7 protein-coding genes and 1 pseudogene are annotated in these 13,811 nt (G+C 58.3%); 7 read left to right on the forward strand and 1 reads right to left on the reverse strand.

Annotated elements, in window-relative coordinates; all coding sequences use genetic code 11:
* Positions 1-357 precede the first annotated feature (357 nt).
* The 3 genes from HY298_23120 (at position 358) to HY298_23130 (ending at position 8,887) form a co-directional block, all read left to right on the forward strand.
* A complete protein-coding gene (locus HY298_23120) occupies positions 358-3,309 on the forward strand; it encodes an HYR domain-containing protein (GenBank protein MBI3853153.1) in 2,952 nt (983 codons plus the stop codon).
* A 47-nt stretch (positions 3,310-3,356) separates the two neighbouring features.
* The gene (locus HY298_23125) at positions 3,357-8,033 is read left to right on the forward strand and encodes an HYR domain-containing protein (GenBank protein ID MBI3853154.1); all 4,677 of its coding nucleotides are present in this window, start codon (positions 3,357-3,359) and stop codon (positions 8,031-8,033) included.
* Positions 8,034-8,152: 119 nt separating this feature from the next.
* Entirely contained in the window at positions 8,153-8,887 is a 735-nt protein-coding gene (locus HY298_23130; GenBank protein ID MBI3853155.1) for a hypothetical protein, read from the forward strand.
* 121 nt (positions 8,888-9,008) lie between these two features.
* Here the strand turns inward: HY298_23130 and HY298_23135 are convergent, their stop codons facing one another.
* The gene (locus HY298_23135) at positions 9,009-9,941 is read right to left on the reverse strand and encodes a hypothetical protein (GenBank protein MBI3853156.1); all 933 of its coding nucleotides are present in this window, start codon (positions 9,939-9,941) and stop codon (positions 9,009-9,011) included.
* Positions 9,942-10,249: 308 nt separating this feature from the next.
* Here HY298_23135 and HY298_23140 point away from each other — a divergent pair.
* From HY298_23140 to HY298_23155, 4 genes and pseudogenes are all read left to right on the forward strand, one after another.
* Positions 10,250-10,468, forward strand: a pseudogene (locus tag HY298_23140) (type II secretion system protein).
* 617 nt (positions 10,469-11,085) lie between these two features.
* Positions 11,086-11,463, forward strand: coding sequence for a hypothetical protein (locus HY298_23145; protein ID MBI3853157.1), 378 nt, complete (start codon positions 11,086-11,088; stop codon positions 11,461-11,463).
* Positions 11,464-11,573: 110 nt separating this feature from the next.
* A complete protein-coding gene (locus HY298_23150) occupies positions 11,574-12,503 on the forward strand; it encodes an alkaline phosphatase (protein MBI3853158.1) in 930 nt (309 codons plus the stop codon).
* A 19-nt stretch (positions 12,504-12,522) separates the two neighbouring features.
* On the forward strand, positions 12,523-13,662 hold the full coding sequence (locus HY298_23155) for a 2-aminoethylphosphonate--pyruvate transaminase (protein MBI3853159.1): 1,140 nt from the start codon (positions 12,523-12,525) through the stop codon (positions 13,660-13,662).
* Positions 13,663-13,811 lie beyond the last annotated feature (149 nt).

A 13,811-nucleotide genomic window follows, 5' to 3' on the forward strand; every position in this document is an offset into this window, starting at 1 on the left:
TGCCGAGTTTTCAATTCCGGTGTGGAACAAAAGTGGAATAAACAGATTGACAATCGACCGACGGGCAGCATACTCGTCACAAATCCCAAGGACTTCTAACGAAGTTCTATGAAGACCCATCAAGACACACCTCTCCCCCCAACACCAAACCTTTATGAACTGTGCGGCCAGCTCGGCCAATCTGTTCCGGGTGACCGACGGGCAATGGCACTTCAACTTCGACGCTCGCGGCACGGGTGTAGGCCCTCGCAACTCATCGTGACCTTTTCCGACGGCAGCCAACCCAACGTCTGGATCCAACTCAAGTAAGCAGATTGCAAAAGTAATCCGTGTAACCCAGAGAGAAATAGAAAACTCATGAAAACTCCCAATGCGAAAATCCACTGGTTTTGTCTCACGTCGTTCGCCGCGTTGGTGCAGTTGATGTTCAGCGCCAGCACCGTCACCGCCACCACTGCCTACTACGACCTCGAGGTCAAAGTGGGTTATGAGTTTGGCGGTTGCAGCAGTTCAGGTCAGCCCGGCTATTGTGCGAATCCAGATTGTGGCTTCGTCGTCATCAAGAACAACGGACCCTCACAGTTCGTGGGTGAATTGCGGTTGGATGGCGTTTCTGGCTTCGGACAATACGGTCACCAGGAGGTTCACGACACATCCGGACCTGGTTGTGTTTTGGCCCCAGGGGCTTCTTTCAGGCTGGAGGCCGGAGATGAGAGCAGCAATTACGGCGGTTTTAACAAGGCGTGCAACGGGCCGGATAACGGTTTGCTTCTGTCCATTATAGGAAAGTCCGCGGGTCTGGACATCAGCTATCAAGTTTTTGACAAGGACATCCACTCGGGGGTTTTCCGCGACATTCACGCAACTCCATCACTTGAAAGCGGTGCACCGCTCCTCTCGGATTCGTATATTCTCCAGGGCGGAGATCCGTTCGGCGGAGACACTGGCGACGACTTCGAGGTGTCCCAAACCCCTGCCACCTTCCACGTGCAAGCGGCTTGCGGCGATCCCTGCGCGCTCATTTGCCCCGGCAACATCACCGTGTGCGATAACAAGGGACAGTGTGGCCCGGTAGTCAATTTTGTGGGTGCCAGTCTCTCCGGCGGCTGCCAAGGTGTGACGATTTCCCGCTCGCCCCCATCCGGTTCCTTCTTCCCGGTCGGGACAACTACCGTCAATTGCACCGCGACGGACGCCGCCGGAAATGAGACCCATTGCTCGTTTACCGTCACCGTTATCGCCACCGCATCGGACGGATTCATTCCCGAAGGTGTAGCGTCGGTAGGGCTGACTCATCTAGTACCGGACACCATTCTCTACAACGCGAACCCTGTTCCGAATCTAAATGACTGGGAGCCGTACCTCAGCGTCTTGGGCACGCATACTTTTCTGATTGGAGCCAACACGTTCGCGATCCCCGCCACAGACAGTCCGAGCGGAATGCTGATGCAGCGCTTCGCGCTGGCCTTCCAACCGGTTGCCGGCGGCAGCCACCGGCTGGGTGACTTCTTCTTTGCCGACGATGGCACCCCTTACCGCAGCCAGATCAACCGTTCTCGGGAACATGGCGACCCCGGCCGCGTCGCAGGCGACAAGCGACCTGGTGCGCTTAACTTCATTGTCGGCGGTGAAGCCTCGCCCCACTATTACACGAGTTTTCAGTCGGATGGGCGTTGGGCGTTGGGCTTCGCCCGTTCCGGTCTTAATGCAAGAGGCGATGAGCCAGATCCCACTGAGGGCCGCTATGGCACGATTCAAATCTACTCGTTGGACCCGACGGACTTGGTGCAGACCATGTTGTGCAAGGCGCAGGACTCGGCCAACGGGCGATTGGCCAGCGGGACGCCACCGGATGCGATGATCACGCGCTTCGGCGGCGAATTGGCCGGGCTGGACAACGGGAACTTCGTGTCGGTCGTGCATGACCGATCCGGGCTGCGCAATCCGGGTGATGCCACCGTGGCGACGATTTTTGCTCCGGACGGGTCGGTTGTCACAGAGAGCTTCGTGGTGGAGAATCACGACCTGTGGTCGAACGTGGCGGCGTACCGATGCGGTTTTGCGGTGCGCGTGCATGAGAATCTGTATTTCTTTGACAACGCAGGCAACCGCCAGGGCGTGGCCAACATTCTCAACAGCGGGATAGACTGGGACACCGGACGAGGCGATGGTCAGCGGATTGGGGCGCACATCAACAGTCCTTACGTGTGCCTGGCTGGAGCGGTGAATGAGACGGATGGGTTCGGAAACCCGATCAAGGTGGTGCGGTTGGGAGTGTGGGATTCGCGCACGCGGGCGTTTGTGACCCAAAGCCGGGTGAGCGAGATGGAAGTGAACACGCTTGACCGGGTGAATCTGGCGGTGGATGCGTTGGACCGGGTGTGTGTGGTGTACGAGGTCGAACCGGGCATGAGCTTCTTGCGGTACCAAGTGGCTACCCGGGTGTTCGCCTTCAACAGTTCCTCCGATACGCTGACCGCGCTGACGGCGTCGTTCTTCCCGTTTGTGAATTACGATCCGGACGGGTGCCATGGCATTCGCACCTTCCGGCCGAGTGTGGCGATGACCACGCGGCAGATTTGCATCGCGGCCAAAGGGGAGGTCAACAGCGCGAACAATCCGTTGGCCGGGCCGGATACGTTCCCGCAGACGACGTTCTATACCGTCATCTCCCACCCCGATCCCCAAAATGACCCCACGACGGTGAGTCCGACAATCACCTGCCCGGCGGACATCAACCTCCCCTGTAGTCTTGATCTGTTGGTGCCAGTCACGTTCGCTGCCACAGCGACGGACCATTGTGATCCGTCGCCGACGATTGCCTACTCGCAACCGTCCGGGTCGGGCTTCCCGGTGGGAACCACGACGGTCACTTGCACGGCGACCGGCGCGAGTGGGAAAAGCGTCTGCTCCTTCACCGTAACGCGGGCAGTGCTGGGTTTTGCCGGGTTCCTGCCGCCCATTGGTGGAGCCGACGCCACCGGTGGCAGCTTTGGCAACCCAGTGCGGACTTTCAAGAGCGGCAGCACGATTCCAGTAAAATTCACGGCGTCATGCGGTGGCGCGCCGGTGCTAACTGGGATCCACCGGCTGCAAGCCGTCAAATACAGCGACGCCACGACTGCTGCCGCACCGATCGACGCCACGCCGCAGGATGCGGCGACGACGGGCAACCAGTTCCGGCTGGCGGATAGCCAATGGCATTTTAACCTCGACACCAAGGCCGCCGGCATGACCGCCGGAATCTGGCAACTGGTGGCGACCTTGTCCGACGGCAGCCAGCACCACGTCTGGACCCAACTCAAGTAGGCAGATTGCAAAAGTAATCCGTATAACCCAGAAGAAATAGAAAACTCATGAAAACTTCCAAAACAAGAATCCGCTGGTTCTGTCTAACGTCGTTAGGCGCGCTGATACAGTTGGTACTCAGCGTCGGCAGCCATGCAGCAACCTTTACCGTAACGACCACCGCCGACAGCGGATCTGGCTCGCTACGCCAGGCCATCACAAATGCCAACTTCAACCTCGGCGCGGATACCATCGCGTTCAACATCCCCGGCACAGGGCCGCACACAATCCAACCGCTTTCAGCGCTGCCCACGATCACCGACCCAGTGATCGTTGACGGCTACACCCAGTCGGGGGCCAGTCCAAACACCATGGTCGAGGGCGACAACACAGTGCTGAAGATCGTTCTGGATGGCAGTCTGGCCGGAGATGACCTCGCGGGAGGCCCGCCCGTCTACGGACTCGAAATCGTCTGCGGAAGCACGACGGTTCGCGGCTTGGTCGTCGCCAACTTCGCGGATAGCGGAATTTTTCTTCGCAACAATGGGGGCAACGCCATCCAAGGCAACATCATTGGCACTGACGGCTCTGGATCCATTGCGCAAGGCAACGGTCTGCGGTCGCCGCCGCTAGGATCGTTTTCGTGGGGAGGAGATGCCGCCGTGAAACTCGTGTTGTCATCCGACAATCTCATTGGCGGAACCAGTCCCGCGGCGCGAAACCTCATTTCGGGGAACCTCCTCGGCATTCGCATTGATCCGGGTGACCGGAATCGCATTCAAGGGAACTTGATTGGCACCGACGCCAGCGGAACCCGCGCGGTTCCGAATTTGCAGGCCGGGATCGCTATCTTCGGCACTCAGGACGGCTATGAATCTATTGGAAATGTCATCGGCGGCGGCGCTCCCGGGGCCGGTAACCTGATCTCCGGAAACCGAAAACCCGACCCGGTGAATTGGTGGGACGGAGGCTATGGGATTTGGGTCCAAGATCGCGGAGGCGCGGTCATCCAAGGCAACAAGATTGGCACAGATGTAACGGGCAAGCTCCCTCTTGGAAATCAGCACGGAGCGGTTGTGACCGAGTATGATCTCGCGGTCGGCGCACTTGGCGCCCTAGTTGGGGGCACGGGCCCCGGGGAAGGGAATCTGATCTCTGGCAATGAGCACACGGGATTGATGCTTGGTGGGACTGCCAGGAAGGTCGTGCAAAGCAATTTGATTGGAACCGACGTGGGAGGAAGTCAACCGCTGGGCAATGGTGACGACGGCATCCTCTTGGCATTCGCGGCAGATTGCCTGATTGGCGGGACGATCTCGGAGGCGCGGAATGTCATTTCATGCAACGGGAATTCCGGTGTCAATATGGTAGGGGATGGTGCGGACCACAATGCGGTTCAGGGCAATTTCATCGGCACCGACATCACCGGTACCCGAGGTCTGTTCGGACAACCCCAAGGAATCATGATTCAAGGCAGGGCGAACAACTTGATTGGCGGCCTCCCTCTTGGTGCGCGCAATGTCATCTCTGGAAACGGCGTTGGCGTGTGGATCAGCGGCTCCGACAACAAAGTCCAAGGCAACTTTATTGGAACTGACGTCAGCGGCAGAGTGGCGCTGGGCAACGGTGCCGGCGTTTACCTGGGAATTGCCGCCGGAACTTCCATCGGCGGTGTCGAGCCAGGCGCCGGAAATCTCATCTCCGGCAACAACCTTCCGAGTGGCTACGCCGGTGGCTTGTATTTGAACGGGGCGGGGGTCACTGGAACTCGGGTGCAAGGCAACCTCATCGGCACCGACATCACAGGCACCCTCCCTCTGGCCAACACTGTCGGCATGACGATCGACAACTCGTCTGACAACGCCATCGGTGGATCCGAACCAGCCACCGCCAACCGCATCGCCCACAGCCTCTATTATGGTATCTGGGTGACTGGAGATGCGGCGGTGAGGAACTCCATCCGTGGCAATTCCATTTTCGACAACGGACTCTCGGATCCATCTTCGTTTTCACTCTTGGGGCTCGATCTAAGTAGCAGCGGGCTAGGGGTTACTCCCAATGATGTCGGCGACGCTGACACAGGGCCGAACAACCTCCAAAACTTCCCGACAATCACTTCCGCCTCGACCTCGCCCGGAAATGTTCAGATTCAGGGCATGCTCAACAGCACGCCCAACACGACCTTCACCCTCGACTTCTACGCCAACCATGTCGCGCATGCTTCTGGTTACGGCGAAGGCGAAACCTACCTCGGTGCTGCCACCGTTACCACCGACCCTAGCGGCAATGCGAGTTTTAACGTCACCCTACCCCTTCCGCCGGCCGCTGGTCAGATCATCACAGCCACCGCCACCGATCCGGCCGGCAACACTTCCGAGTTCTCGCAAACGCTGCGATCCTTCCCGGCGGACGCCTGCGGATACGACCTCCAAGTCACAGTGGGTTATGAGTTTGGCGGCTGCAGTAGTTCAGGGCAGCCAGGGTATTGTGCCAATCCAGATGCCGGCTTCGTTATCATCAAGAACAACGGGCCGGCACCGTTCGTGGGTGAATTGCGGTTGGATGGCGTTTCTGGTTTTGGCTCTTATGGTCACCAAGAGATCCATGATACAACCGGAGTTGGTTATGTTCTGGCTCCAGGGGCTTCTTTCAGGCTGGAGGCCGGAGATGAGAGCAGCAATTACGGCGGTTGGAACAAGGTTTGCAACGGACCGGACAATGGTTTGCTTCTGTCCATCATCGGAAAGTCCGCCGGTCTGGACATCAACTATCGAGTTTTTGACAAGGACATCCACTCGGGGGTTTTCCGCGACATTCACGCGTCTCCATCACAGGAGACCGGCACGCCGCTCCTCTCGGATTCACACATTCTCCAAGGGGGTGATCCTTCCGGCGGAGACACTGGCGACACTTTCGAAGTGGCTCAAGCTCACGCCATCTTCCACATTCAAGCGGCCTGTAGCGATCCTTGCACGCTCATTTGTCCCGGTAATATCACGGTGTGCGATGACAAGGGGCAGTGCGGCGCCGTGGTCACTTTTGTGAGTCCCAGCCTCTCCGGCGGCTGCCAGGGTGTGACGATTTCCTGCTCGCCTGCATCAGGTTCTTTCTTCCCGGTCGGGAGCACGAGCGTCAACTGCACTGCGACGGATGGCTCCGGAAACGTGGTGACCTCTTGCTCGTTTACCGTCACGGTTACCGAGACCGACCCGCCGCCGGTTGCCTGCCCGAAGGATATCACCGTTGGCAACGATCCCGGCCAGTGTGGTGCTATCGTGAACTACCGCAATGTTCAGAGCCAATCAGACGACTTCAACGACGGGAACGATGACGGCTGGACGCGGCTTTCGCCGGGGACGGTGCCTGCAGTGTTCACCTTTCCCAACGGCGGCTATCGCTTCCAGACAACGACTCCAAGCGGCAACGCCAATGAGCCCGGCCGCGTAGAGAGCCTCAGGGAGGATGTCACCTACAGCGACTTCTATCTCAGCGTCGATCTGGTGGACTGGAAAGAGGACACGCGACAACTTTTCGGCCTCCTGGCACGGATCAGCACACCGGGGCATTACACCACCCGGGGTTATGCGTTTTACTATGATCGTGGCAATGCACGTGGAAGTGGAGTCACCCCGACCAGCGGTTTCGTGGTCCTTTCACGAGTCTTCAATGAAGGTGGCAGCGGAGTTTCATCAGCCGGCATTCACCTGGATCCTGCAAAGGACTACCGGTTTGTGTTCATCGGAAAAGGGCCTCATTTGGAAGGGCGAATCTACGAATTACCCAACATCTGCACCCCCGTGCTCACCATCACCGGCACCGACGCCACCTACACCAGCGGCTATAGCGGTTTGGTCGTCTATGACAACTCTGGGGGCTTGGGAGTCACGGATGTGACCTTTGACAATTACTTCGCATCCGAGGTCGAACCGCTGAGCGACTGTGCCAACTGCAGCCCGGCTTCCGGCTCGTTCTTCCCGGTGGGCACAACCACGGTCACTTGCACCGAAGCCAATGGCTGCGGCACGATCGTTCATCAATGCACTTTCACTGTGACCGTGCGGGATAACACCCCGCCCGTCATCACGACCTGTCTGCCAGCGGTTTCGGTTCCGTTTGGCGGCGTGCCGGCGGCGGCCACTACTGTGACAGAGTTCCAGAGTCAGGGCGGTGCCGTTTCCGACAACTGCGGCCTCGCCCCGGCGATGACCAGTTCGGATTCCGTGGCCGGCCTTTGCCCGACCATCGTCACCCGCACTTACACGGTCAAGGATACCAGTGGCAACCCCGCCACCTGCCAGCAGACCATCACGGTGAACAATCTGTTTGCCGGGGACGGCATCGTCTGGCACCAGCCGCTGGCCCGCAACGGCGCGAGCGAAGACACCGATCCCAGCGCCGGCGGCACGCTCAAGTATCGCTTCAAGCTGGGCAGCACCATTCCGATCCAGATCCATGCGCAGGGCTGTAGCGCGGATGTGACGGCAAACGCGAACGTCATCGGCAAGGTCGTGGTCTTTGGCGATTCGAACTGCGACGGCGTGGCCGACGGCAACGCCCTGGCGATCGACTACAATGGCGTTGGCGAAGCCGGCGGGATCATGGACAAGATTGATGGCCACTTAAAATTCAATCTCGACACCAAGAAGCTGCCGCAGACCACCAAATGTTATCTGCTGCAGGTGACGGTCACTGACACCAGCACCGGCGAGTCGCGTTCCGAAATGATTCCCGTGCAGGCGAAGTAAACCGAACCTGCCGCAAGTGCCACGCATCGGCGGGTGGCATTATGGAAGATCAACAGGCCCCGTGCGCGACATCGCTGGCGGGGCCTTCCGCGTCAGACGGATAAATAAAAAACATCCAGATGAAAATTTCAAAAATGTTGTTGGCAGTGGTGGTCGTCGCCACGCTCGTGCTGGCGGCGCTTGTTTTTCGAGGCCGTCAACCACATTCGACTGAAGCCGCGGTGGAGAGCCCTCAACCGGTTGAAGCCTCGGCACCGCTGGCGTCGTCCCCAGTGGACCGCGTGGTGGCGAAGCCGGTGGCTGCTCCCGTGGCCACGCCGGCCAGACCCGCTGGTGTGGCTCTGCCCGCGACCCCCATTCAATCCGTCAATCTGATGCGGGTGAGCGCCACCCAGGTGTTGGGCCGGGTCAACGGCAAGCTGATCCAACTCAAAGACCTGGTCCCGGTGCAGCCCGGCGAGACGGAAAAGAGCATGACGCCGGAGCAGTATCAGTCCCGATTGGAGCGGGCCATCGAGGCCGAGCTGGTGTTCCAGGAGGCCGGCCGTCAGGCGGTAGGTTTGACTCCGCAGCAACAGCAGCGGTTGGACAAGATCGCGCAGGACCACGCGGCCACATTGGAGGAATACAAGAAGCAGGGCATCTCGTGGAGTTCAGTCGGCGCAGCGCAACTGGAGTTTGAGAAACGGCTGCTGTCTGCGCAGATGCTGCAACAGAACCTGGTCGTCAAAAAAGCAGCCGTGGTCCCGAGTCCAGAGCCCGAAATGCAGTCCCGCTATGAGCAGGCGCGGCGCGAGCTGCTCGGTCAACTCCGGGCGGGCGCCAATATTACCGAGACAGTCCCAGCACTGTAGCCCCGGGGAATTTGATGGACTTCAAATCCCTCCTCCCAAGGCTGGCCGGTGTCGGACACGGTCAATTCCCTCCTCACAACCAGCCGTTCGACATCGATTTGATTTTTTGAGTTTCGTGTTGTCATCGTACAGCCTTGTCCGTCCATTCCTTCTGCGATCCCTCGATCCGCAATGGGCCGGCGACTTCTTTACCGTCGCGGACAACCATATAGGCATCGGCGCCGGCAACGCTGTCCCAGCGGAGTCGCGCCAGTCCTTTGGCTTTTGTGGCGGGTGAAGCAGCCGTGCGACTACCTTGGACGCCAACGGCAATTATCGCATATTTATGTTCGCCCGAACCATCGTCGCTGATCACCGTGGGTGCGGCGGGAGTCGGAATCATCGCTTGATGTATTTCGCCACCCCAGAGTTGCAGGACATCTTTGGGATAAGGCAATCCACCGCCGCCATAACCGCCGCCGCCGAGGGACATCATCCCCTGTCCGATCAGTGCATCGGTCAGCGGCTCGTTGTGTCGTGGCCGGTAGGTCTGAAAGCGGAGCCGTCCGGGATGGTTTCCGCCCGTCAACTCCTTTGGTGGCATTTGGGAAGGCTCAAGGCCCTCGCCTTGGATGATCGCCATTTGTCGCCACGCGCCATCGATCCAGACGTTCCATGAGATGTGCCCCGGCGAGCCTCGCACGCTGCCATCTTTCTCAAGGGCATGAAACCGGTCGTCGAATGGATCATCAATCTCTCCCTTGATCAACCGGCTGCGGACCCACAGCCCTCCCGGTCCATCCCACAGCGAGCGCGCATAGATGCCGCGAGGAATCGCCTGCGCTTCAAATCCCTTCTCCCACGGCTGGCCGCTATCGGACACGATCAATTCCTTCCTCACGATCAACCGTTCGACATCGATTTGCTTTTTGAGTTTGGCGTTGCCCTCCTCCAACGCCGCGACTCTCTTCTTCAATGCTTCGACGTCCCGCTTGAGCGCGTCGAGATTTTCATCGGCGATTACGGCAGAGGCAAACAACATCATCGTGGACGTTAGCAGAATAATTGTTTTCATGATTGAAGTTTCGTTTGTGGTGAACATGCGCAGGATAATGTCATGGCGCGGTCTGGCTGCAACCCAAGGATCGCACGCTGCCCGAGCACGTATCGCAGCCGTCCTCGGCTGCGGGTTTGCGGGGCGTCCGCGCCCCGTGGACCGGGCTTGGCCGCGAGACGCGGCCAGAACTCGCAGGCGGGGACGCCTGCGTTACGGTGCCAGGGCGAGGATGTGCAGGAATGGTGAGCCAACTTCACAGCGACATTGACATGGAGGCGTTGAAATGCGAATCATCTTGTAATTCACAGGCCTGAGTGGTCCCGCGTATGGAACTGTCAAATCAAAGGCAAGTTCTCGGTACAGTTGCAACCGACAGTGCTGTGTGCCCGAGCGCCTTCACGCTCATCGAACTGCTGGTGGTCATTGCCATCATTGCCATTCTCGCCGGGCTGTTGTTGCCCGCGTTGAGCAAGGCCAAGGAAAAGGCAAAACGCATCGCTTGTCTCAACAATGCGCGCCAGGTCGGGTTTGCTTCCCAGATGTACACCACGGATTACGGAAAGATTCTAAATCCGGGCGTGGATGACATCACTGACTTCAACAGCCCGTTTGCGCCCGACAACCCGCTCAAACTGTTCAAGCAGTATGTGGGAGTCAAGGACCCCATTGGCCGGCCGCAGGTTTATATTTGTCCCGCCGCCAAGCCAATGAAAACGCCAACTTACGCGCCGAGCGTGTACAGTGCCACTGATTTGATCCTCAGCCAATTGGTTCTTAACAAGGGAGTGGACAAGGTCCGTGTTCCGGCGCGGACTGTATTCATCCAGGAGCATTACGTGTTGATGAACCTTTCCGGTTTTGAACCGGAAGATATCAACCGGCCAAACAGCGCCGACGCCTACACGCAATGGCATACGTGGACCGCCTCCAGTTCCTCCGAATGGAGCGGGCCGCCAGGACGCGAGCATTATAACAACCTCCATGAGCAGGGTGGCAATCTGGTCTCCTGCGACGGCCACGCCGAATACCGGAAGAACAAGCAGACCTCGAGTCTCGATTGGGGCCTTGTGGATCAAAAGCTGAATGATTCGCCCTGGCAGCCGAACGAAGGCCACTCGCGGGCGCCCTATTATTACAAATAACTGAAAGGGTCTGGTGAGCCATGATGAAATTGGCGAACGTCTTCTTTTGCCTGGGGATTGCGGGATGCGCCCTTGGCCTTCTCGCTTGCCAGAAGGAAGCCCGCGTTGACGCCAGCCGATCCTTGGAACAGTCATTTCAGTCATCGGAGCCGGAAGTCAAGGAGGCCATCGCTGCTGCCACCGCAAGCCTGAAGGCGGGAGATTACACGGACATGGCGCGGGCATTGAACCCGGTGCTGACGGGCCGCGAGCTTACGCCACCGCAACGAGAAGCGGCCGGACAATTGTTCCAGCAAATCAATCAAGTACTGGCGGCGAACCCCAAACTCGACTCCAAGGAATTGTACGAGTTACGCGTAAAATTACGCCAGGCCGCCACCGGAGGGAAGCGGTTCTGATCTCATAAACGCGTCGCTTTTCAATGTGAGAAGACAGAGGCGGGTTGTGCTTGTGTTCAGTTGTCTCTTATGGCTTCCTTTCCCGCGGCCCTGAAAAGACTGGATTGATCATGAAAAGACTCTACCCGAAGCTGAAGTCGTTACCCATCTTGATACTCACCGCCTTTTCCACCCTTGGATTCACAACTACGGCCCACGGCGAAGTTGCAGGCGTGCAGCACGTCGTCATAATCGGTTGCGACGGGATGAGTCCGAACGGAGTGTTGAAGGCAAAGACGCCTGTGATGCGCCAACTCATGAAGGAGGGCGCTTACACTTTGCACGCGCGCGGCGTGATGCCGACTTCCAGCAGCCCCAACTGGGCTTCGATGATCATGGGCGCGGGACCGGAGCAACACGGCGTCACTTCCAACGATTGGGAGACGAACAAATTCGACATCACCCCCATCGCCGTTGGTTCGGGCGGAATTTTTCCCACCATCTTTGGTTTGCTGCGCGACCAACGACCGAAGTCGGTCATCGCCTGTTTTCACGACTGGGATGGCTTCGGGCGATTGTTTGAAAGAAAGGCAGCAGACATGATCGAGGACAGCGACGGGCCGACGAACGCCGTGGAACATGCCGTGGCGTACATTCGCCAGAAGAAACCGACGTTCACATTCATCCACCTCGATCACGTGGATCATGTCGGCCATCAGATTGGCCACGGCACGCCGGAATATTTTGCGTCAGTGGAGGTGGCGGACAAATTGATCGGAGAAGTGATTCAAGGGTTGAAGGACGCCAACATCTGGAAACAAACCATCCTCCTCATCACTGCTGACCACGGCGGAGTTGGTAAGGGTCATGGCGGTGCAACGATGGCTGAAATTGAAATCCCGTGGATCATCGTCGGCCCTGGTGTTGCCGTCGGCAGGGAAATCAAAAGACCGGTCAACACTTACGACACCGCCGTTACTGTCGCCTACATTTTCGGACTGCGTCCGCCCGAATGCTGGATTGGCAAACCAGTAATGGACGCCTTCAAAGTCTCCCGCTGACCACTGCCTAGCTGGAATAATGGACGCCGCTTCATCACTCCCGACCGCGAAGGACAAACTCCTTTTTACGCCCGGCCCGCTGACCACCAGCCTCACGGTCAAACAGGCGATGCTGCGGGACGCCGGCTCCTGGCATTTCGAGTTCAACGCCGTGGTTGCGCGCGTGCGTGAAACACTGCTCGCCCTGGCCGGTGTTTCGCGCGAAGCCGGCTACGAATGTGTTCTCCTTCAAGGCAGCGGCACGTTCGGCGTGGAGGCGGTCTTCGCCACCTGCGTTCCGCCCAACGGCAAGGTCGCTGTCCTGGCCAACGGCGCTTACGGCGAACGCATCGTGCTGATGCTCCAACAGGCGAAAATTGATCACGTCGTTCTCCGCACGCCCGAGGACACGCCGAATGATCCCGCTGCGCTCGAACGCACTTTGACTGCGGACAGATCAATCACCCACGTCGCCGTGGTTCACTGCGAAACTACCACTGGGATTCTGAATCCAATCAACGAGATCGGCCAAATTGTCAAACAACACGGTCGCGCCTACATCGTGGACGCAATGAGCAGTTTTGGGGGGATGCCTATCGATTTTGCCGCGGCTGGAATCGATTTTCTCATCTCGTCCGCCAACAAGTGCATCGAGGGGGTGCCTGGATTCACTTTCGTTATTGCCCGTCGTCCGTCACTACTCGCCAACGAAGGACACGGACGCAGTCTCAGCCTCGATCTGGTCGGTCAGTTGAGAGCATTTGAGAAAAGCGGGCAATTCCGTTACACGCCACCAACGCATTCAATTCTCGCTTTCGACCAGACATTGCGCGAACTGGATCAGGAAGGCGGCGTCGCCGCGCGCGGCGCTCGGTATCATCGCAATCACGAGGTGCTCGTGGAAGGGATGAAAAAAATTGGCTTCCGGGTTTTTCTCGATCCAACATTACAGAGCTACATCATCACCTCGTTCTATTTTCCGAATGATCCCAAGTTCACGTTCAACGAATTTTATCGGCGGTTGAGCGACAAAGGCTTCATCATCTATCCAGGCAAAATCAGTCAGGCGGACACGTTTCGCATCGGTAACATCGGGCGCATCTTTGAATCCGACATCCGCGCCCTTTTGCTGGCCATCGGCGAAACGGTGAAAGAGATGGGGTTGCAGATGAACAAATGAACGCCGGCTTCCGAGAGCGAGCTGTGCAGGCACTTCCCGCTGGCGTAAGTTACCCTTTCCTTGTTCGCGACAGCCGGGCGGTTGGCCCTCAAAAAATGCGGATTGACCTTGAATCTATGATCTCCACTGTTGATCTTTCGCGAGCACAT

This window comes from Verrucomicrobiota bacterium (assembly GCA_016200005.1).
GTDB lineage: Bacteria > Verrucomicrobiota > Verrucomicrobiia > Limisphaerales > PALSA-1396 > PALSA-1396.